Consider the following 21,636-nt stretch of genomic DNA (forward strand, 5'->3'; position numbering starts at 1 on the left):
AGATCGGGGGTGATGCGATACAACCGCGGAAGACGCACACAATCTGTCTCAATGTGAGACATGGATCACAGTATGAAGCGATAAAGTGACGAACAGACAATGCGAACAGTGGCCCGCGGCGACCGACAATCGGGAGATCGACGGTGAGTGCACACAGACCGGGCGCGGCATCGGAACACGCAGCGCCCCGGGGCGATATCGGAGGTAGTGCGATCGGATCAGGCGAGGGTGGGCGGACGCGGCACTGGTTGCGCGTCTCCTGGCTGCGGTCGGCGCAGGCGAACGTCGACACCGACCGGCCGGGCGCCGACTTCGTCGATCCCGAGTCGGTGGACACCGTGCTCACTCGCGCGGCGGCTCCGGTGCTGGACGCGATGGCACAGGAGATCGAGAACGAACCCGTCTCGCTCATCCTCACCGACGCGTCCGGGACCGTGCTGCACCGGCGCCTCGGCGACAGCGGCCTCGCCGCGGCACTCGACAGTGTGCACCTCGCCCCGGGTTTCCGGTACGCCGAGACGAATGTCGGCACGAACGGCATCGGTACGTCCCTCGAGGTCGGCGCGCCGCTGCTCATCCGCGGGGACGAGCACTACAACGGGCAATTGCGGCGTTTTTCGTGCGCGGGGGCTCCGGTGACCCATCCGGTGACCGGAGCCGTGCTCGGCGCGGTGGATCTGACCACGCTGGCGGAGAACACCAACGCCCTGTTGCTCTCGTTCGCGAAGATGGTGGCGCATCGCATCCGGGAACAGATCCTCGAGGAGTCCGGTGAACTCGACCGGGCGTTGCTGCACGACTACCACCTCGCATGCCGGCACTCGGGCCGGCCGGTCATCGCGATCGGCGACGAGGTGCTCATGATCAACGACCTCACGCACCGGGTCTTCGATTCGCACGACCAGGCTGCGATCATCGACCGCACCCGGGACTCGCGGGGAAGAGCCGAACCGTTCACGCTCCTCGCCGACCTGCCCAGCGGTGTCACCGCCCGGTTGTCCTATCGGCCCACCTTCGTCGACGACAGGCTCGCGGGTGGCATCGTGCACATCAAGGAGCAGGTGGACCGTGGGCGAGCACGCTCCCGGGGTCGTACTCGTGCGCCCGTTCTGCGTTCCGTCGCGGGACGGAGCGCCGCCTGGACGCGCACAGCGGAAGAGATGGCGGACGCCTGTACGCGGAACGAATGGGTGGTCGCGGACGGCGAACCGGGCACCGGGAGAGCAACTCTCGTCCGGGCGGTGCACGAACACGTACGGAGCGGACGGATTCTCGTCTGTGTGGATGCTTCGGCAGCGGATGCGGAGAGCGTGCTCGAGCAGGTCGCTGCCGCAGCGGACGACGGCTCCGACCTTCTGCTGCGGCAGGTCCACTGCCTGGACGACGACAGCATCGACGCGATCGGTGATCTTCTGCTCGATGCTTCCGCGCATTCCGCCGCGAACGTTCCGTGGGTGGCGCTCACCCTGCACTCCACCGAAGGGCTGCCCGACACCCATCCGCTGTTACGGCTGTTCCCGAAGACCGTGCCGGTGCCGCCGCTGCGCCACCGCGTCGAGGATCTTCCCGAATTGTCGCGGCTCCTGCTCGACGCCATGGGGGCGGGAAACCTGACGCTGTCCCGGGCTGCGGCGAACCAACTCGCGCGACTGTCCTGGCCCGGCAACGTGACCCACCTGAAGTCGGTGCTCGAGGACATCTGCAGACGCCGGCGATCCGGTGTGATCGAGCTCGAGGACCTGCCCGCCGAGTGTCGTTCTACCACCCGTCGCCGGCTGACGAAACTCGAATCACTCGAACGCGACGCGGTGGTCGAGACACTCGCTCTCCACAACGGTGACAAGTCCGCCGCGGCAAAGGCTCTCGGTATGTCACGCGCGACGATCTACCGGAAGATCCGCGAGTACGGGATCGAATACAGAGCAAGATCGGTCAGGTCTCGCGACCGCTCGTGATGTGAGCATGGAGGCATGCGCGAAACTTCCGACGAACTCGGCGACCTCCAGGCACTGCTCGACGAGTCGCTGTCCCGCTCCACCTCCCATCTGCGGTCGATCATCGACCGGAAGACCACGGCGACCGCCGAGCAACTCGTCGAGGTGCTCACCGGCATGTGCGTTCTCACGCTCGCGACGGTCACTGCCGGCGGTGAACCGCGGGTCAGTGCCGTGGACGGGCACTTTCTGCACGGGAAGTGGCATTTCGGTACGGCTCGCAGTGCGGCGAAAGCCCGGCATCTCGCCGCGCGCCCCGCGGCGAGTCTGGCACACGTGCGTGGGGAGGAGCTGGGTGTGTTCACCCACGGCAGGGTGGAGATCCTCAATCCCCGGGGCGGCGAACCGGCCCCCGACTGGCCGGAACTGCTCGACTATTTCATGTCCTTCTACGGCGCGGACGCGTTCGACTGGGACAACGACGTGGTCTACTTCCGCCTGCATCCGCAGTGGATGACCGTCTACGCACCCGACATCGCGAAGCTCGGGGGCGACGCGTGACGGAGTGCGCCGGTCAACGTCCGCCGAGTGCCCCGCGCAGAGCGTCGATCTCGGCCGGCAGACGGTCGGGGGTGAACACCCAGCGGCCGCCCGTCCACGGGTCGGAGAGCAGGCCTTCACCGGGAAGGTGTTCGGCCTCGTCCCAGAGGATGCCGAGAGCGGGATCGTCGTCGTCCTCCGGATCTCCCGCGAGGACCAGCGAGACGCGGCCGTCGCGCGCTCTCGTCGTGAGACGAAGAATCTGAAGGATGTCCTCGTGGCCGTAGCAGTCGGGGAATCCGGCGAGGACGACGAGCACAGGTGAGGTCGAGGTGCCCTCGTCGACCTGCTGGGCGAGGGCGTCCAGTTCCGCCGCATCGGCCAGGCCCCTGAGTCTGGCCGCGACCTGGGCCCGATCGTGGACGGGCGGACCGGCGAACCTCGGTGCGGTGAGGGATTCGAGTTCCGGCAGGTTCCGGCCGGGGTCGACGAGATGCAGAAGTGTGCCGGGCCGGGCAGCGAGCAACCGGACCACCAGGGACGACACGACGGGACCGAGTTCGGCGGGCTCACCTCCGACCCACAACGGACGGATCAACGGCGCCGGCAGGGCGAAAGGAATGCGCAGCGCCCCGGGATCCGGTGCCGACACCTCGCCCACGCGCACCCCGTCGCTCGGCGTGCCTGCGCCCGCCCAGGCGGGGGACGACCAGGAGGCCAGGGCAGGCGGCAATCCGGCGTCGAGGGCGAGCAGCTCGGCGGCGAGAACGGCGCTGTCGTCCCGATACCGGGACTCGGCAGTGTCCACGAGTTCGTCGTGGCGACGTTGCGCGCGATGTCTCGAACGTTCGGCCTCGGGGCCGGTGCGTCCTGCGGGGTCGGCCACCGCCGCCGAGAGTTCGTCGTCCAGGCGTTGCCGGGCGAATTCGAGAGCAGCCGTGCATGCGGCGGCCGAGCGGGCCGCGTCCTCGAAGATCCGCCACAGAGTTTCCAGAGCGCCGAGCCCGACGACCGAGTCGGGCCCGGCGGTGCCCACCGAGGCCGGAGCGGTCTCCGGAGCGTCGACGTCGACCCCGTGTGCCGTGAACATCTCGAGCAACCCGCCGGTGTACCCCTGGCCGAGCGCACGCACCTTGCAGGTGTCGTGGCGCCGGTAGATCTCCCAGCACAGCAGCGCGGTCTCGGTGCCGGCACACGGTTCCACGTGAAACGTCGCGATCGGGCTTCCGGCCGTGTCGGTCAGCGAGGTCGTCACCGGCACCGGACGTTCACAGCCCACCGCGCACAGCACTCGTGCACCGGGCCGGACCGCATCGAACTCGACGACGATCGCATCGCCCTCGATCCGCACACCGGTCGTCGCGGGCTGGTTGTAGAAGACCGCGTCGTCCGAGGAAGCCACCCGTAGCCGGTCGTCCACGACGAACGCGCACACGTCCAGCGGTACGGACGCGGTCGCCGTGAAACGGACCGTGCGGGTCGTCAGCGGGGCGTTCTGTCCCGCGGTGAAGTGCCGGCTCACCGGCTTACGAGTTCAGGAAGCGGCCCAGTTGCGGCGCCGCCTCACCGGGATGCTTCGCCTGCATACCCTCACCGATGGCCTGCAGCTTCCACTCGCTTCCCTGCCGGTAGACCTTCGCCATGACCATGCCCGTGAAAGGCATGCCGCCCTGGAGGGTGTAGCGGGCGAGTTCGGCGCCGGTCGTGCCGTCGACGAGACGGCAGAACGCATTCTTCACCTGCTCGAAGGTGTGGCCCTTGTACGAGGTCACGATGAACATCACGGTCGTGACATGGGCGGGCACGCGGGTGAGGTCGACGAGCATCACCTCGTCGTCGCCCTCGCCGGCTCCGGTGAGATTGTCGCCCTCATGCTGGATCGATCCGTCCTTCGAACGCAACTGGCCGTAGTACACGACGTCGGCGATCTGGTTGTCGGCGAACAGCACCGCCGACGCGTCGAGGTCGATGTCCGCGGAGCGGTTGCCGAACAGGCCACGCTTCTCGACCGGGTCCCAGCCGAGGCCCATACGCAGGAAAGTCAGTGCGACGCCGCCGTCCTTGCGGAGGGTGACCTTCTGGCCCTTCACCAGGCTCACGGGGCGATTCTTGGTGAGGCTGACTTCTGCGGGCTGGGCCGGCGCCGCCGGTTGTACCGGGGGAGCCGGGGGAGCGGCCGGGGCCGGCGCGGGCGGGGGAGTGACCGGTTGCGGAGCCGCAGCAGCCGGTTGTGCCGGTGCGTCGTCGACGCTGACCCCGTGGTCGGTCACCAGGGCCGCGAATCCGCCCGCATATCCCTGCCCCACAGCACGCACCTTCCACGCGTCCTGGCGACGGTACAGTTCCAGCGCGATCACGATGGATTCGCTGGTCAGTCCTTCGATCCGGTACTCGTACAGAACGGTGCCGGTGCTGTCGGAGACCCGGGCTGTGGGCGGCGCGAACCGGCCGAAGCTGCTCGACGTGTCGTCGAGAGTGATCACGGCACGCACCTGATCGATGTCGGCGGGCACCTGCGCGAGGGAGACGGCGAGCGACGCGGCCTGCCCCGGAGTGCCGGGAACGAGTCGTACGCCCGGGCCGGTGGGCTGGTTGAAGAAGACGAAGTCGGCGTCGGAGCGCACCTTGCCGTCGGCCTTGACGAGCAGTGCAGACAGATCGGCGGGAGTGGTCAGCTCGAGCGAGACGACCACGTCGGATGCGCTGAGCGGTCCGTTCTGACCCTTGGAGAGCGAAGTCGGCAAGAGATGTGTCCTCACTGTATCGGTGGCCGGGCGCCTTCTACTCTACGAAGCGACCGGAACACGAGCGGATCGGGCGAACCAGGCGAGGATTTCCTCCCCGGCCGTGACACCTGCGGCGCCGGTCACCGAGACGGTCGGATGACGCCAGTCCATCAGTTCGAGTTCGCCGTGACGCGGCCGGATCGCCGCGTCGGCGGCCTTGAGCATCTCCGCGTCGAGCGCGCCGTCACCGGCGGCGAAGACAGGGGCGTCGTGTGCGAGCAACCCGGCGTCGCTCAGTCTGCGGTGGACCTCGGCGACCGCGCGGCTCTTGCACACGCTGTTCGGCATCGTGTAGATCTTCCGGCCCTGTTGCGAGGCGTTCCAGCCGCGTGCCGAGCACCAGTCGTGCCAGTCGTCGAGGAACTCCGCGGGCTGCGACGAGACGTCGACGACGAGATAGCAGAACAGCTCGTCCGCGATGCGGAACTTCGCGACCCACTCCTCCGAGATGCGACTGCGCAGTTCGGACGTGATCTCGTCGAGGCTCGCGCCACCCTCGCGTACCGCAAACTCGACGCTGCGTCGCCAGTGCGGGTCGAGCCGGCCGTCCTCGATGATCGACCCGCCGTTGCTCGCAATGGCATACCGCCACGGCCCGCCCGGCAGCTCGATGCGCCGGAACTGTTCGGGGGTGCGCGTGGTCGTCGGAACCACCGGAAGCTCGGTGGCGAGGGATCGGAGTCGTTGCGCTGCAGTGTCGGTGACGTAGGACAGCGGTGCGCCCTCGTAGTACTCGACGCAGAGCAGGTCCTGGGCCTCGAACTGGTCGCCGGTCATCGCGGCGCGCGAATAGATGAGTGTGCGGTCGAGATCGGTGGCGACCAGTGCGGGCGCGGACGTGCTCACGGCAGATCCTTGATCAGTCCCATACAGGAATACGCGAGATCGGGGACCTGTTCGACGGGTACGTCGCGGGCGGCGGCGAGCATGCGGATGTGGGCGTGTTCGTCCGCGGTCGTGTCGCGCACCAGTACCTTCCAGGGAACGCGCCGCAACAGCACTCGGGTGGTCTCTCCGACGCCGGGTTTGACGAAGTTGACACTCGAGATGCCGTAGCGTGCCCGCACACGTTCGACGGATTCCCAGCCGGCCCAGGTGGGGGTGCGGTCGGAGTCGAGCACCACCCGCGCGGCCGATACGGCATCGCCGCACGTGTCGAATTCCGCACCGACGGTGTCCAACAGGTGATTCGAGACGTCGTCGGGTGCGAGTTCGGAGTAGAACTTGGCACCGTGGAACTCACCGGGTGCGATCCACCTGTCGTTGAGCACAGTCCGCGACACCAGCCCGGACACCGTGGAGTTCAGACAGGCCGACGCGATGAGGAAGTCGTCCCGCGTGCCGTAGGTGCGCACGCAGTGGCCGGGATCGGCGAGCACTGCGAGATCGTCCGACAGGGCGGGACCGCCGCGGGCGGCGTATTCGGCGAGTGCGGCGGACAGTTCACGGGCGATCGCCCCCTTGCCCGTCCAGCCGTCGACGAAGACGACGGACTTCGGGTCGTGCCGAGCGGTGATGTGATCCAAAGCGGCGGTGTCGATTCCGCGTCCCCGGACGATGGACACCGAGTAGTGCGGCAGGGACAGGCCGTGATGGTGCAGAGCCCATCGGCGGATCAGGATGCCGATCGGGGTGCCCGCTCGGGCGAGCGAGACGAGCGTCAGGTCCGTTCCGCGTTCGGCGAGAAGCAGTTCGGTGACCGTGCCGACCGCGTGCGCGAGGCGGCCGGCCGTGGCGGCCAGCGCCTTGTCGAACAGTTCGCGATAGGCGGCGTCGGGCTGGTATTCGATCGGCAGGGACTCGGCGTAGTGCGCCAGGCCCGCCTGGATACGCGCCTCCCGTTCGGCGATGTCGCCTTCGAGGTCCACGTGGGAGAGATCCTTGAGCAGCCACGTCACCTCGTCGGCGGCGTAGGAGCCGAATTCGGGTCCGGTGAGTGGCACGGTCATCGTTTCTCCCTGTGTGTACGCAACGCCCTCGGATCGGTCGCGGGGACGATCGCGACGAGCACGTCCTCGCCTGCGGCGGTGAGCACGTCGAGAACACCTCCCGGCGCGCGGAGTCGGTCGGTGTCGGCGGGCGAATCGATCACGAGGATCAGTTCGGGCCGGATCCCGGTCGGGGTGGGCCATTGCGCGTTGTAGAGATAGCGCGGAACCTCGCTCTCGAATCCGGTGTCGATGTGTTCCGGTGCGATGAAGCGGAATCCGCGGCGAAGTGGATATCCTTCGACATCCATCACGTAGGCGGGGGATCGCGTCGTCGTCTGGAACCGTGCGGGTGTGCCGCGTTCTGCGAGTGCGGCGGCGAGTCGCAGCGGCAGATACATCAGCTCCTCGTGTCCGACGACGACGGCGGGCCGGTCGGCCTCCCGCACGGCGGCGAGGGCATCGGTGGCCGACGACAGTGCGGCATCGAAGGCGGAGGCGTCGGCCCGGAGCATCCCGTGCCGGCCCCCGTCGGGCACATGCGCCGGCCACGGAAGGGTGACGAACCGGACTTCTCCCCGCCGGTCGGAGACCGGGCACAGTGCGGGTTCGGGCAGTGCCGAGACGCGGGCGACGAGATCGTCGGGTACGACGGCCCGTCCGCTCGCCAGGCTCACGTGCCGGATCGTGGCGCCGAGTTCCGCTGCGACCTCCGCCGTGCGGCGGCGGTCCTCTTCCGAACGCATGTCGACGAGCGAGGCGAGCACGTAATGCTCACGCGGATGGTCGCGGTGCAGCGCCCTGATTGCGTCGAGAGCCGTTGCTCCTGTGGAGATCTCGTCGTCGACGAGGACGAGCGGTGCCGAATTGGCGAACAGGGCTCCGGAGGTCGGCTGGAGCAGGTGGAAGGTGGCGTGGGAGTGCCCCTCCTCGAAACCGGCGAGCACCTCGGCTCCCGGCACGCGGCGCCGCGTCGAATGCAGGTAGCACGCCGCGTCGAGCGCGTCGGCGACGCAGTGACCCAGACCGGTTGCGGTCTCGGCGAATCCGAGAACGACCACCTCCGAGGCCGTATCGCCCAACTCGGCTGCGACGAGCCGCCCGAGCCGGTGACCGGCACCGAGTACCGCTGCGGGGTCGGTGGGAACGTGCTTGCCGAGGACCGTGGAGACCAGCAGATGCGCTCGACGCGGATTGCGCCGCAGTCCCGGCCGGACGAGTTCGGGCACGGTGTCGCCGCACGGAGAGTCCACGTGCTCGAGAGCGAGTCCGAGTTCTGCCGTAGCCCAAGGAATATCGACAACTCCGGTCATCGTTCGACCAACGCCGTCAGGAGGTCGACGAAGGTGATCCCCTTGCGGGTGACACCGAATACCGACGCTCGCAGGAGCGTCTGCTCGGCCCACGTGCGGTGGGGTCGGCGTTCGTTCATCTTGTTGCGGTAACCCGAGGCCTGCACGCCCCCGGTGTCGCGATCGAGGATGTCGATCGCGTCGTGGTATTCCTCGTGCGTGACGGCCGACAGTGCGTGCACCGCAGCGACATGCGACGGGTGGATGACCGTCTTGCCCTGGATGCCGTTGGCCCGGTCGAGGGCGATCTCGCGGAGCAGACCGTCGAGATCGCGGCTGACGAGTTGCTGCCGGAACAGCACGGCGTCCTGTTCCTCGAAGGGCGTCGCACGCAGCATGGGACGGAACATACGCTCGTGGTCGGCGAAGTACTCCCATACCGGGCCCGTGATCACGAAACCCGTTCCGTCGGTCCGTCCGAGATGGTTCACGACATCGGCGATCACGTCGACGACGACCCGCACGTCGTAGATCGTCAGGTCGCGGTCGCGCCGGATCCCGAAGGTGGCACACATGTCGGTCGCCCCGATGCGGACGGCGAGCACGCGGTCGCGGTGTTCGGCGAGGAGACGAGAGATCGCACGCAGTTCGTCGTCGCGGGTCTCTCGGTGGACCACTTCGGCCGATTCGATGACGGGCATCGCGTAGAGATGACGGCCGAGCGAGGCCGACGCCGCAGCCACCGCGTCGAGGAAGGCGGGACCGGTCCGAGCGGTGAACTTGGGTACGACGAAGCCGGTCAGTACGGCCCTGCCGGCACCGAGCGCGGACGCGATCCGCCGGACTCCGTCCGCGCTGCGGACCCGGACGAACAACATCATGGCCGAGGGGCCCCGCTCGGCGAGCGCGTCGAGAGTTGCGACGGCATTCTGCAGGGCCTGCTCGACCTCGTCGTCGGCGACGGCGTCCTCGAGGTCGAGCACCATCGACGTCACGCCCTCGGCGCCGCGCCGGGTGATCGTCGCGACGAGGTCACTGCGTGTCGCGGGCACATAGAGCGTGGCGCCGAGAGCGGTCGCCAGACGGTCGCGGTGGTCGCTGTGCCCGAACGGCTCGGGACGATGCAGGAACAATCGTTCCAGTGTCGCCCCGGCGAGATGCCGGAAGTGCTGCATGGCCTGCACCTCGGTGATTGTGGCACCCGTCATGCGCTGTCGGTCCGTCCTCTCATTCGATCCACCACTCCTGCGATGAAGGTCGACACCGCATCGAGGTCTCTGACATAGGCCCAGTAGTCGGGATGCACACCGGTGAGTGCATCGACGGCCCGGTCGATCCGGCTCAACTGCGAGTCGAGGACGGAACCCCATTCTGCGGTGAGACCGCGTTGCACTGCCAGGTGTTGTGCGTCACGGAGGCGGAACCGGACCTCGTCGACCTTGGCCCCCGGATTCTGCCGGACGACGCGCAGCGTGGCGAGTCTCGTGGTGACGGCGTCGACGAGTTCCTCGGCCCGGGACAGTTCGGCGCGGATCGCCGTGACCAGCTCGAGCGCTTCCTCGGGCCGGCCGTCGTCGGCTGCTGCGCGCGCACGCCGGAGTTGCTCGTCCGCACGAGCGAGGAGTTCTCTCGCCTGCTTCTCGTTGCCGGACAGGTCGGCGGAACTGGCTGCGTTGAACTCCCGGAGCAGGGCGGAGAAGGCCGGTGCCAATCCCTCCGCTCGTGTCCGGACGGCATCGAGCCTGGTGAGCACGGACGCGAGGGTGCGTGCGGCTTCGTCCCGGCGTCTCGGGGCCTCGTTCAGCGCGGTGCGGAGGGCGGCTGTGGCCCCCTCGGCCCGCAGAGCGGCCGCGCGGGTCGCGCCTGCCCCCTGCGCAGCATCGAGCGTGCTCAGCGCCTTCTCGAGGTTCTCGGTGGCGGAACGGACGGAGGGATAGTGCGTGTAAGCAACGGAATCCGGTGCGTGCACGGCGGCCAGTGCATCCTGCGCCTCGGTTCGGATCCGGTGCACGAGCTCGGGCACGGCATTCGCCACGGCCGTCATGTGTTCGAGATGCCCCCGATTGTTTCCGAAGAATTCATCAAGTGTTCGTGTTGCTTCGGATATCTGCAGAAGTGCCTGCTCGTAGGCGGGGGCAGGGGCGAGCGGCCGGTCCGGATCCGTCACGGCCAGCTCGAGATACGTCTCGCCTGCGCGATAGCAGGCCTGCCGGATCGGCTCCCATTCGCGGAGTAGATGCCGTTCGGGTTCGAACTCGTAGGAGGCGGCGACACCGGCCTCGATGACCGACTGGCGCCGGTCCATGTCGAGGAATGCCGCGACCATCGCGTCATGGGCACGACGAGCCGCGGGATCTTCGGTGTTTCCCCCGCCGAACAGGCGGCGCGTCCATCGGCTCGCCACAGGACCGAATGGTACTGGGCACGCGACCACCCGGCCGATTCGTCGTGCTTCCTGCAGGGTGGGCGGTCGCTGTTCGGTCGCGGGAGGAGTGTGCGGCACCGGGCATAGTGGATATGGGCGTACCCCGTGACAGCTACTACTGTGGAGAGACACGCACACCGGGCGTGCCCACTCCGGTACGTCGACCGTTGGAACGATCGAAAGGACCCCCGAATGGGCGTCAGCTTGACCAAGGGCGGAAACGTCTCCCTGACCAAGGAAGCTCCGAACCTGACGGCAGTGGCCGTCGGCCTGGGCTGGGACGTTCGCAGCACCACCGGCACCGACTTCGACCTCGATGCCAGCGCCATCGCGACCGGGGCCGACAAGAAGGTCGTGTCCGACCAGCACTTCATCTTCTTCAACAACCTCAAGTCGCCCGACGGCGCGATCGAGCACGCCGGCGACAACCGCACCGGCGAGGGTGAGGGCGACGACGAGGTCATCAACGTCGATCTCGCCGCCGTTCCGGCGAACATCGAGAGCATCTTCTTCCCGGTGTCGATCTACGATGCCGACTCGCGCAGCCAGTCGTTCGGCCAGGTCCGCAACGCGTACATCCGCGTCGTCGACCGTGCGAACGGTAACGAGCTCGCTCGTTACGACCTGTCCGAGGACGCGTCGACCGAAACCGCGATGGTGTTCGGCGAGCTGTACCGCAACGGTGCGGAGTGGAAGTTCCGCGCCATCGGCCAGGGCTACGCGTCCGGTCTGGCGGGCATCGCTCGCGACTACGGCGTCAACGTCTAGTTCGTAGTCCGCCGGATCCGGCTCCGGTCGCCTTGCACCTGGGCCGGGTCCGGCGCTCCGGTTCACCCCGACGGATCACCCGAGGGTGTGCAACCGAACATCTGCAGTAACCACCCTGCAACGCTCTGATTCCTACGAGAAAGGCCACGCTTCGTGGTTCTGCGAATATTCGGTGTTTCCTTCGCGGTCACCGTCGTCTCTCTGGTGGTCGCCTTCCTCTACGGCGGTCCCCAGGCTCTGTTCCTCTGCGTGATCCTCGGCATCCTCGAGGTGTCGCTGTCGTTCGACAACGCGGTCATCAACGCCACCGTGCTGCGCCGGATGAGCGAGTTCTGGCAGAAGATCTTCCTCACCATCGGCATCCTCATCGCCGTTTTCGGCATGCGTCTGATCTTCCCCCTCGCGATCGTGTGGGTGGCCTCCGGGCTCGGACCGGTCGACGCGTTGAACCTGGCGCTCAATCCGCCTGCCGACGGCGCCGCCTACTTCCCGGACGGCAGCCCCAGCTACGAAACCCTGATCACCGACGCGCATCCGCAGATCGCAGCCTTCGGCGGCATGTTCCTGCTGATGCTGTTCCTGCACTTCATCCTCGAAGAGCGCGAGATCAAGTGGCTCGAGTGGCTCGAGCGTCCCCTCGCGAAGGCCGGCAAGCTCGACCAGCTCGAGGTCGTCGTCGCTACGGCGCTGCTGCTCGTCACGGCCACCGTCATCGCTCCCGACGACAAGGTCTCGACCGTCATGATCGCCGGTGCGCTCGGCATGATCACCTACATCGGGGTCAACGGTCTCGGCGAGATGTTCCACATCCCGGAGGAAGGCGAAGAGCCCAGCGGCGGCCCGAGCGGCCTCGCGAAGGCGACCGGTAAGGCCGGCTTCTTCCTGTTCCTCTACCTCGAGGTCCTCGACGCGTCGTTCTCCTTCGACGGTGTCATCGGCGCGTTCGCCATCACCTCCGATCCGATCATCATCGCCCTGGGCCTCGGCTTCATCGGCGCGATGTTCGTCCGCTCGATCACCATCTACCTGGTGCGCAAGGGCACGCTCTCCGACTACGTGTACCTCGAGCACGGAGCGCACTGGGCCATCGGCGCACTCGCGCTGATCCTGCTGTACTCGATCGGCACCCACGTGCCGGAGGTCATCACCGGCCTGGTCGGTGTGGCCCTGATCGGTGCGGCCTTCGCGTCGAGTGTCTACCGCAACCGCAAGATCGCGGCCAGGGAAGGCGAAGACGCCGTGAAGACCAGCATTCCCTGATCCTCGACTGTTCGAATCACACCGCCGATGGGAGTTTCTCGACCCGAGATTCACGGGACGAGCAACTCCCATCGGCATTTTCGTATCCGCTCCGACGAAAGGCACGATATGGCCATCGATTACAACAAGAAGCCCGAGCAGAACGCCGGTGGCGTCAACCTCGGCAAGATCAATCTCACCAAGGAATCCCCGACGGTCAGCCTCTCGAAGGGCGGAGCAGGCCAGGGTGTGACGCGAGTGAACCTGAACTGGTCGCGCGGCGAACAGAAGAAGGGATTCCTCGCGAAGCTCACCGGTGCGAGCGGCGGCGTGGATCTCGACCTCGGGTGCCTCTACGAACTCGCCGACGGCTCGAAGGGCGTCATCCAGGCGCTCGGCAACAGCTTCGGTTCGCTGCACACCCCGCCCTACATCCACCTCGACGGTGACGATCGGACCGGTTCGGTCAGTGGTGGCGAGAACATGTCCGTCAACCTCGAACGACCGGAACTGTTCAAGCGTGTGCTGATCTTCGCGATGATCTACGAGGGCGCACCGAACTGGGCTGCTGTGGACGGTGTCGTGACGCTCACTCCGCCGGCAGGCCCGCAGATCGAGGTGCGTCTGGACTCGCCGAACAACGGCGCGCGCATCTGCGCGATCGCGATGCTGCAGAACACGGGGCAGGGCATCACCGTCGAGCGTCTGGTCCAGTACGTCGACGGCAGCCAGTCCGACCTCGACCGCGCCTACGGGTGGGGCATGCAGTGGCAGGCCGGCCGCAAGTAGCCGACCTCGCTGTCGAGGATTCGTCAACGGGTCCGAGGCCGAGCGTTCACGCGATCAACGGTGTGACCTCGGCCTCGAACCGTTCGAGTTGCTCCACCCCGGCTCGCACCGACAATCTGTTGGAGATCTCCTTACGCGTGCTGCCGGACAGCGCCCGCACCCGTAACGCCAGATGAGAGATGCCCGCAGCGTCGAACGCGCGGATGCGTTCGGCGACCTGTTCGGGTGTACCCACCAGATGGATGCCGCCGTGGTCCTCGTCCGGTCCGACGGGCCGGTCGCGCAGATCCAGCTCGCACAAGGTGGTGTAGCGGCGGGAGGCCGTCGCCCGTCCGCAGGCGGCGGCGTACTTCTCGATCCGCGCGATCGCCTCTCCTGCCGCGGCCGGGTTCAGATTCGTACCGTGGAAACCGTCGCCGTGACTCGCGACCCTGCGCAGCCCGCGATCGCTTCTCCCCGCGAGCAGGATCGGGATCCCGGCGGCGGGGCGCGGGGCGAAATGGATCGGACCGAACGAACAGAACTCGCCGGTGAACCCGTCGGAGGGATCGCTCCAGCAGGTTCGCAGGATGTCGATGAACTCGACCGTGGCCGAACCGCGACGACGGAAACGGTCACCGGCTCCGAGGGCGTGGAATTCGTTTTCCTGCCATCCGGTCCCGATGCCGGCCAGCACGCGTCCGGGGGCGAGCAGATCGAGCGACGCCCAGGCTTTCGCGACGACCACCGGATTGCGATTGGCGAGGACGAGGACCGACGTGCCGAGTTCGACGCGCTCCGTGGCACCCGCTACCGCCGCGAGCGCGACCAGCGGATCGACGGCGGGGGTGTCGAAGCCGACGGGGAATCGCCGGTCCGGATGATCGTGCTCCGTGGTCGGAGTGAAGACCACGTGGTCGCTGGCCCAGACGGCGGTGAAACCGAGGCGTTCGGCGACCGTCCCCGTGGTCAGGATCGAGTCCCGCGACGCGAGCGGGCTGAGATTGGGAAGCTTGACCCCGAAGGTGATCGCGCCGGACGTCACGGCGTGACCAGCCCGACGATCTCGTCCAGCCGCGCAGCGGTCGCGGCATTGTCGGTCGGCACGTACTCCGCCGGTCGCGAGACCCCGGAGGTGACCGAGTCGATGACCGGGACGGCAAGATCGCCGACCGCGATCGCCTGTCCGGCATCGGAGAGCAGGAAGTCGACGAACAGTCGCGCCGCGTTCGGATGGGGCGCGCTGTTGCCGATCGAGGCGAGCATGGCGAAACCGGTGGTCTTGTCCGGAACCACGACCCGCACGGGAGCGCCTGCCTCCTGCACGGTCGACACCGTGCTGAGCGGAGCGGGGACGAATGCGCCGACCTCCCCGGCCGCGACCTGCTGGATGGCGTTGCTCACCGAGTCACCCATGGAGTAGTTCTGGGTGCTGCGCAGGTCGGCGAAGTAGTCCTCGCCGAAGGTGTCGAGCCAGAAGTTGTAGACACCGGCGGTGGCGACGCTGTTCTGAGGTGCGGCGACGAGCAGTCCGCGTTCGAGCGCATCACCGGTGACGAGGTCTTCCCACGATGCCGGGGGATTCCCGGTGATCAGGTCCGTGTTGTAGGCGATGCCCCAAGGCTGTTCGAGTACCGGCACGGAGTATTCGGTCCGCTCGGCCGCGTCGACCCGTTCCAGATTGGGGATCTGCGCCGCATCCAGCGGAGCCAGCCACCCGTTCGCGGCGGCGCTCTCGGCGAAGACCGGATCGGGTTGCCACAGGACGTCGGCTCCCACCGAGCCGGCCTCGGACTCGGCAGCGAACCGTGCGTCGAGATCGGCACTGGCCTGGCGCACCACCTGGACGTCGATGGAATATTCGGCCTCGAAGGCATCGGCCAGGCTCTGGGTGAGTTCGGCGTTGTAGGCGCTGTAGACGACGACACTGCCTTCCTCCCGGGCAGCGTCGACGACCTCGTCGAAGGAGTCCATCGCCCGGCTGGGACCTGCGACGCTGCTCTCGCCGCACGCGGCGAGCAGAAGAAGGATGGTGCCGAGGGCGCCGAAGACGTGCGATCGGCGTCGGATCGATGACGGCATGGTGTACCTCTCTCGGGATGGACGGAAGCTCCGGTGTGTGGGTGACGGGATCTAGCGCCGACGAGTCAGGAATCGGGCGAGCGACAGTGCCGCGAGGACGAACGCCACCGAGATCAGGCTGAGGATGCCCGCGAGCGCTGCGAGTTGCGCGTGATCGCCGCCCTCGTAGAGATCGACGAGCGTCGAGCCGACGACCGGATTCCGTGAGCCGGCGAGGATCGCGGCAGCGTTGACGTCTCCGATGATGTGGACGAAGAACAGGATCCCGGCCGAGACGAGGCCGGGAGCCATGAGCGGCAGGATGATCCAGCGCAGCGTCCGGCCCTCGCCGTGGCCGGAGGTGTAGGAGGCGTCGGTGAGGTCGTCACCCACACGGGAGAGCGCATCGGAGGATTGAAGTACCGCCTGGTAGAGGTACACCGCGATGAAGGCGATGAGTAGCAGCCAGCGGGTATTGCCGAGTCGGAAGGGATCGCCCGCGAAGGCCAGCACGAAGGCGACGGCCAGCACGATGTGCGACATGTTGCCGGGCAGTTTGAGTACACCGTCGGCGACTCGGGCCAGTCGTGAAGTACTGCGGTACAGATAGAGTGCCGCGAACACGGCGGCGAGAACGCCGACCACACTACCGACGGTGCCCAGCCACAGGCTGTTGCGCAGGGCTTCACCGGCAGGTCCGCTGCTGGACAGAAGCGCGCGGTAGTTCTGCAGCCCCAGCTCGTCCCACTTCACGTCCGGGGTCCAGTAACGCTGAACCGAGACGAACAACAGCGCGACCAGTGGAATCACCGACATCAGCAGGAGATAGCCGATCATCGCCAGTCGGGCCGGTGTGCGCCACCGGCCCAGCGACACGACCGCATCGGATTGTCCTCGCGAGGAGATCCGGGCGTAGTTCCCACTGCGAGCACTGCGTGCCTGGAGCAGCCAGACCACCCCGATCACCAGGAGCATCACCAGTCCGAGCAGGAGCGCGCCGCGGGTGTCCGGAGGGTACGAGAACTTCATGGACTGCACGATGCGGGTGGACATCACGTCGATACCGGACCGGGTACCGAGGATGCTCGGCACCGAATAGATACCCAGACAGACCACGGTGACGAGGAAAACCGCCGACAGCGCAGCAGGTTTGACGGCCGGGAGGGTCACCGTGACGAAGGTGCGCAACGGGGAGGAGCCGGACATGCGGGCCGCTTCTTCCAGCGCAGGGTCGAGGGAACGTAGCGATGCCGCCAGCGGTAGGTAGGCGTAGGGAACCATGTACGCCGTGTAGGCGAGTATCACGCCGTACCAGCTGAAGATGTCGACCGGTCCGCTCCCGAGATGAATTCCGATCGCGCCGAGCACATCACGGATGAGGACGTTGACGAATCCGCTGTTGGGCGAAAGGAGGAAGGTCCAGGCGATCGAACCCGCGATCGGTGGCACCAGGAGGGAAGCGATGGGAAGGAGTTCGCCGACGAGTCCGAATCGCGCATCGGTCCGCTCGTTGAGCCACGCGAGCATACCGCCGACGACCAGAGCGAGCGGTCCGGCGGTGAACAGGATGACGGCCGTGTTGGTGACGGCGGAGCGGGTGCGAGGGTCGGTGAAGACGCGTTCGAGGTCGTCGAAGCCGATGACGTCGCCGCCGAGCACGAAGGTGCGCCAGACCATGATGGTCAGCGGGTAGAGCAGCAGGAGGCACAACACGAGCGTGACCACGGCCGTGACCGCGTGCAGCGGCCGGTAGCGGATCCCTTGCGGCCGAAGCGCGGAGCGGAAGGACGTCCGCAGTGGCCCGGACGGCTCGGACGCGGGCGCCGGAAGGCCCGCGACGGACGGTGGCGTACTCACCGGTCGCCCCGCTCGTCGCCGGACAATTCCGTGCCGTCCATGAGCCAGCAGTTGGTGGCGTCGAAGCCGACCCACACCGTGGTGCCGGGATCGGGTGCCGGGCCGTCGCTGGGACGCCACACCTCGATCGATTCGTCGCCCAGATCCACCCGGATCCGTACCTGTGCACCGCCGAAGACGACCGAGTGCACCCTACCGGAGTGCACGTTCATCCCCGAACCCGGTGCTTCGTCCGTGAGCCGGATCGCTTCGGGCCGAACGACTCCGAGGACGTGATCGCCGACCGCGAACTCGCGGTTCGCGACCCCGAGCATCGGCCCGAGCGCGGATTTGAACTCGATCACGTCGCCGTCGATGCGTGTGACAGGACCGTCGAACTCGTTGGTCCGTCCGACGAAGTTGGCCACGTACCGGTTCGCCGGTTGCAGATAGACCTCCCGAGGCGGAGCGAGTTGCTCGATCACCCCTTCACGCAGGGTGGCGATGCGATGCCCGAGTTCCATGGCCTCGGTCTGGTCGTGCGTGACGTACAGGGCTGCGAAACCGAGTTCCTGCTGCATCTCGAGCAGGTCGCCGCGGAGTTGATCACGGACCTTGGCGTCGACATTGGACAGCGGTTCGTCGAAGAGGACCAGATCGTTGCCCGCCACGAGTGCGCGGGCCAGCGCGACCCGCTGTTGCTGGCCGCCGCTGAGCCGGCCCGGATACTGCTGCGCCAGATGCCCGACCCCGACCAGTTCGAGGACGTGTGCGACCCGCTCGGCGACGGCCGCGGTACCCAGCCGGCGACGCCGAAGTGGATACGCGACGTTCTTGAACACGGTCAGATGCGGCCACAGTGCGTAACTCTGGAAGACGACACTGACCGATCGTCGTTCGGGAGGGACGAGAACCTCTTGTGCAGAGGAGAAGACGGTGCGTCCGCCGATCGCGATCCTTCCGCTGTCGGGTTGCTCGAGCCCGGCGACGCAGCGCAACAGTGTGGTCTTGCCGCACCCGCTGGGTCCGAGCAGCACCACGAACTCGCCGGCGTACACCTCGAGGGAGATGTCGTCGACCGGCGTGATCGCGGCGCCGTCCCGGCGTCGGAAGCTCTTCCGGAGATTACGGATCTCGACCACGGCCGGATCGGTGGGCGTCGTTGTGTCCACGATCTCGGGCACCTCGCTTCGGCGTTGCCTGATGTTATGGGAGGCAACCTATTCGGCAATCGTCGCGAGGTGGAACGCGCTCGTGCCGATCAGTGGGACCGCGGTCGGGGGGTCCGCCTCGTATTCAGTCGGAGTCGTCGACGGCGGCACCGGATTCGATCAGCTTCCCGGGTTCGTCCACACCCCACTCGGTGAGTACGGCCAGGGTGTCTCGCCCGGGCGGGCCTGCCGGCCGCACCGCGGCTGCGGGGGTCCGGGAGAAGCGAGGGGCCGGTGCACCCTGAACGACTCCGTCGATGTCCACATACACCTCGCGAGCGATGTTGTGCGGGTCGTGCGGAGCCTCGAGCAGGGACAGTACGGGGGCGCCGCAGGCGTCGAACTTCTCGAAGATCTCCGTCCATTCGTCGCGGGTCCGCTCGGCGAAGCGCGCCGCGAAGGCGGTACGGATCGTCGGCCAGTTCGCCCGATCGCTGCGGTCGGGCAGGTCGGTGAGCTCCAGTGCCTCGAGCAGCTGGGCGTAGAACTGGGGCTCGACGGCACCGACGGCGAACCACCGGCCGTCACCGGTTTCGTAGACGTCGTAGTAGGGAGCGCCCGAATCGAGTGTGTTGACGCCTCGTTCGTCGCGCCAGTAGTCGTCGGCGATGAAGCCGTACTGCATGGCCATGAGCGCCGCGACCCCGTCGACGATCGCCGCATCGACGACTTGGCCGTGACCGGATGTCGAGCGTTCGAGCAGTGCCGCCAGCACCCCGTAGGCCAGCAGCATTCCGCCACCGCCGAAGTCGCCGATGCTGTTGAGCGGGATCTGGGGCGGCCCACCTGCCCGGCCGACGGCGTGCAGGGCCCCGGTGCGGGCGATGTAGTCGATGTCGTGTCCGGCGGTGTGGGCCAGCGGTCCGCTCTGCCCCCACCCGGTCATGCGTCCGAAGATCAGCCGGGGATTGCGTTCCAGGCACAGGTCCGGACCGAAACCGAGCCGTTCGGCGACACCGGGGCGGTACCCCTCGAGAAGGACGTCCGCACGATCGACGAGCTCGAGCAGAGCCGTCACCCCCTCCGGCTTCTTCAGATCGAGCACGACGTGACTGCGATTGCGGTTCAGCACGTCGGTGTGGGGTCGTTGCGGCCGGCGTCCGGGGCGGTCGACGCGGACCACCTCGGCGCCGAGGTCCGCCAGCATCATGGCCGCGAACGGTGCGGGCCCGAGTCCGGCGAGTTCGACGATCCGGATGCCGCTGAGCGGCCCCGCCGTCATCGCACCGCCTCCGGGACAGCGGTGGTGGCGGTGAGTTCGTCGATCAGGTGACGACGCACGACCTTGCCCGTCGGGGTCCGGGGGAGGTCGTCGACGAAGACGACGTCGTCCGGGGTCCGGGAACCCCGGACCTGCTGCCGGGCCCAGGCCCGGACGTCGTCGGCGGTCAGCTCGCTGCCGGCGACCCGGACCACGGCCGCGGTGATCCGCTCTCCCCATTCGTCGTCGGGGAGGCCGACGACGGCCACGTCGGCGACCTCCGGATGGGTCAGGACGGCATCCTCGACCTCGGCCGGCGCGATGTTCTCGCCGCCGCGGATGATCGTGTCGTCGGCCCGGCCTTCGATGAAGAGATAACCGGCTTGGTCCAGGCGGGCCCGATCGTTGGTGGGGAACCAGCCGTCCTCGTCGAGGACCGATCCCTTCTCGAGATATCGGCCCGATACCTGGGCGCCGCGGACCCAGAGCAATCCGGTCTCGCCGGGCGCGACCGGCACACCGTCCTCCGTCCGGATGAGGACCTCGATGCCGGGCACGGGCCGTCCGGCCGAGACGAGCCGGGCGCGCACCGCCGGATCGTCGGAGGCCATCGCTGCGCGGTGGTCGTCGGGGCCGAGCAGGGCGATCGTCGAGCTGGTCTCGGTGAGTCCGTAGGCGTTGACGAATCCGGTGTGGGGGAAGGCGGTCAGGGCGCGTTCCAGGACGGGCAGCGGCATCCGGGCGCCGCCGTATGCGACGGACCGCAGATCGGGGGTGTCGGCGGGTGCGCCGTCGAGATGGTCGACGATCCGGGCCAGCATGGTGGGGACCACCATGGCGCTGCTGATCCGTTCGGCGCGCACCAGGTCGAGCCACGCGGCAGGGGAGAAGTCGGCCAGGTAGACCATCCGGCGTCCGGCGTAGATGTTCGTGAGAATCGTTCCCATACCGGCGATGTGGTAGGGCGGAGTGCTCACCAGTGCCGCGTCGGTCTCCTGCGCGCTGCCCAGATCGACGGTCTGCAGCACGTAGGAGATCAGATGGGAGTGCTGGAGCAGCACCCCTTTCGGTGCCGAGGTGGTGCCGCTGGTGAAGAGGACGACGGCCACCGCGTCCTCGTCGACCTCGGCGGGAGCGGGCGACGGTTCTGCGGCCCGGAGGCGGGATGTGAACTCGTCCACGGACATCGCGGTGATCCCGCTGCCTGCGAAGGTGTGCAGGTAGTCGTCGTCCGCGACGACGACGGGTCGTTCGAGACGGCGCACCAGGGCGACGAGCTGATCGCCCGGGAGCCGGTAGTTGAGCGGTGCGATCGGGATTCCTGCCCAGGCGGCGGAGAAGGCCAGGACGGGCAGGATCGGTCCGTTGGTGCCCACGAAAACCACCGTTCCGGCATCGAGGTCGGTGAGCACTCGGCTGCCGTGCGCGGCGTGTTCGCGCAGTTCGAGGTAGGTGGTGCCGTCGTACCAGGAGCCGAGGGCGTTGCGGTCGGGGTGGCTCGCAGTGGCCATGTCCAGGATCGTCGTCAGATTCATGCTCGGTCCTCCGGAGGGAGTCGGATATGACGCGGATGTGTCTTCGCTCTAAACATAGACATGTTTGGAGGTTTTGGGTACGTTAGCGACAGCCGTCGAGGGGCGGCCCGAC

Annotated in this window: 18 protein-coding genes; 5 read left to right on the top strand and 13 right to left on the bottom strand. The window is 67.6% G+C overall.

Annotated elements, in window-relative coordinates:
• The first annotated feature begins 143 nt into the window (after positions 1 to 143).
• Together MOM01_RS02160 and MOM01_RS02165 are read left to right on the top strand one after the other, a co-directional pair.
• Positions 144 to 1,955 carry a sigma-54-dependent Fis family transcriptional regulator gene (locus MOM01_RS02160; RefSeq protein WP_374112245.1) on the top strand — a complete coding sequence of 604 codons (1,812 nt, stop codon included), beginning with the start codon at positions 144 to 146 and terminating at the stop codon, positions 1,953 to 1,955.
• Positions 1,956 to 1,970: 15 nt separating this feature from the next.
• Positions 1,971 to 2,495, top strand: a complete 525-nt coding sequence (locus MOM01_RS02165) for a pyridoxamine 5'-phosphate oxidase family protein (protein ID WP_241383734.1) — start codon at positions 1,971 to 1,973, stop codon at positions 2,493 to 2,495.
• Between the two features lie 13 nt (positions 2,496 to 2,508).
• On the opposite strand, the gene MOM01_RS02170 is transcribed toward MOM01_RS02165, so the two are convergent.
• The 7 genes from MOM01_RS02170 to MOM01_RS02200 all read right to left on the bottom strand — a co-directional run bounded on the left by MOM01_RS02170 (position 2,509) and on the right by MOM01_RS02200 (position 10,806).
• On the bottom strand, positions 2,509 to 3,996 hold the full coding sequence (locus MOM01_RS02170) for a TerD family protein (protein ID WP_241383735.1): 1,488 nt from the start codon (positions 3,994 to 3,996) through the stop codon (positions 2,509 to 2,511).
• A 4-nt stretch (positions 3,997 to 4,000) separates the two neighbouring features.
• Positions 4,001 to 5,218, bottom strand: a complete 1,218-nt coding sequence (locus MOM01_RS02175) for a TerD family protein (protein ID WP_241383736.1) — start codon at positions 5,216 to 5,218, stop codon at positions 4,001 to 4,003.
• Positions 5,219 to 5,260: 42 nt separating this feature from the next.
• Complete coding sequence (locus MOM01_RS02180) at positions 5,261 to 6,037, bottom strand: HAD family hydrolase (RefSeq protein ID WP_277609174.1); 777 nt, start codon at positions 6,035 to 6,037, stop codon at positions 5,261 to 5,263.
• 65 nt (positions 6,038 to 6,102) lie between these two features.
• Entirely contained in the window at positions 6,103 to 7,209 is a 1,107-nt protein-coding gene (locus MOM01_RS02185) for a cysteine protease StiP family protein (RefSeq protein ID WP_241383738.1), read from the bottom strand.
• Complete coding sequence (locus MOM01_RS02190; RefSeq protein ID WP_241383739.1) at positions 7,206 to 8,501, bottom strand: phosphoribosyltransferase family protein; 1,296 nt, start codon at positions 8,499 to 8,501, stop codon at positions 7,206 to 7,208. The genes MOM01_RS02185 and MOM01_RS02190 overlap by 4 nt, the downstream gene beginning before the upstream one ends.
• Complete coding sequence (locus MOM01_RS02195) at positions 8,498 to 9,655, bottom strand: HpcH/HpaI aldolase/citrate lyase family protein (protein WP_241384038.1); 1,158 nt, start codon at positions 9,653 to 9,655, stop codon at positions 8,498 to 8,500. The genes MOM01_RS02190 and MOM01_RS02195 overlap by 4 nt, the downstream gene beginning before the upstream one ends.
• Before the next feature lie 29 nt (positions 9,656 to 9,684).
• Positions 9,685 to 10,806 carry a hypothetical protein gene (locus MOM01_RS02200; RefSeq protein WP_241384039.1) on the bottom strand — a complete coding sequence of 374 codons (1,122 nt, stop codon included), beginning with the start codon at positions 10,804 to 10,806 and terminating at the stop codon, positions 9,685 to 9,687.
• Positions 10,807 to 11,097: 291 nt separating this feature from the next.
• On the opposite strand from MOM01_RS02200, the gene MOM01_RS02205 reads away from it, so the two are divergent.
• The 3 genes from MOM01_RS02205 (at position 11,098) to MOM01_RS02215 (ending at position 13,701) form a co-directional block, all read left to right on the top strand.
• Positions 11,098 to 11,673: a TerD family protein gene (locus MOM01_RS02205; RefSeq protein ID WP_241383740.1), complete on the top strand. Its 576-nt coding sequence runs from the start codon at positions 11,098 to 11,100 to the stop codon at positions 11,671 to 11,673.
• 153 nt (positions 11,674 to 11,826) lie between these two features.
• Complete coding sequence (locus tag MOM01_RS02210; RefSeq protein ID WP_241383741.1) at positions 11,827 to 12,933, top strand: DUF475 domain-containing protein; 1,107 nt, start codon at positions 11,827 to 11,829, stop codon at positions 12,931 to 12,933.
• Positions 12,934 to 13,041: 108 nt separating this feature from the next.
• Positions 13,042 to 13,701 carry a TerD family protein gene (locus MOM01_RS02215; RefSeq protein ID WP_241383742.1) on the top strand — a complete coding sequence of 220 codons (660 nt, stop codon included), beginning with the start codon at positions 13,042 to 13,044 and terminating at the stop codon, positions 13,699 to 13,701.
• Between the two features lie 46 nt (positions 13,702 to 13,747).
• Here the strand turns inward: MOM01_RS02215 and MOM01_RS02220 are convergent, their stop codons facing one another.
• The 6 genes from MOM01_RS02220 to MOM01_RS02245 form a co-directional block, all read right to left on the bottom strand.
• A complete protein-coding gene (locus tag MOM01_RS02220; RefSeq protein WP_241383743.1) occupies positions 13,748 to 14,725 on the bottom strand; it encodes a TIGR03619 family F420-dependent LLM class oxidoreductase in 978 nt (325 codons plus the stop codon).
• Complete coding sequence (locus MOM01_RS02225) at positions 14,722 to 15,762, bottom strand: ABC transporter substrate-binding protein (protein ID WP_241383744.1); 1,041 nt, start codon at positions 15,760 to 15,762, stop codon at positions 14,722 to 14,724. The genes MOM01_RS02220 and MOM01_RS02225 overlap by 4 nt, the downstream gene beginning before the upstream one ends.
• A gap of 51 nt (positions 15,763 to 15,813) precedes the next feature.
• On the bottom strand, positions 15,814 to 17,598 hold the full coding sequence (locus MOM01_RS02230; RefSeq protein ID WP_241383745.1) for an ABC transporter permease: 1,785 nt from the start codon (positions 17,596 to 17,598) through the stop codon (positions 15,814 to 15,816).
• A complete protein-coding gene (locus MOM01_RS23265) occupies positions 17,595 to 18,749 on the bottom strand; it encodes an ABC transporter ATP-binding protein (RefSeq protein WP_241383746.1) in 1,155 nt (384 codons plus the stop codon). The genes MOM01_RS02230 and MOM01_RS23265 overlap by 4 nt, the downstream gene beginning before the upstream one ends.
• A gap of 124 nt (positions 18,750 to 18,873) precedes the next feature.
• Entirely contained in the window at positions 18,874 to 20,010 is a 1,137-nt protein-coding gene (locus MOM01_RS02240; protein ID WP_241383747.1) for a CaiB/BaiF CoA transferase family protein, read from the bottom strand.
• Complete coding sequence (locus MOM01_RS02245) at positions 20,007 to 21,524, bottom strand: class I adenylate-forming enzyme family protein (protein ID WP_241383748.1); 1,518 nt, start codon at positions 21,522 to 21,524, stop codon at positions 20,007 to 20,009. The genes MOM01_RS02240 and MOM01_RS02245 overlap by 4 nt, the downstream gene beginning before the upstream one ends.
• Between the last annotated feature and the right edge of the window lie 112 nt (positions 21,525 to 21,636).

Source organism: Rhodococcus sp. CH91 (genome assembly GCF_022554085.1).
In the GTDB taxonomy this organism is placed as follows: Bacteria; Actinomycetota; Actinomycetes; order Mycobacteriales; family Mycobacteriaceae; genus Rhodococcus.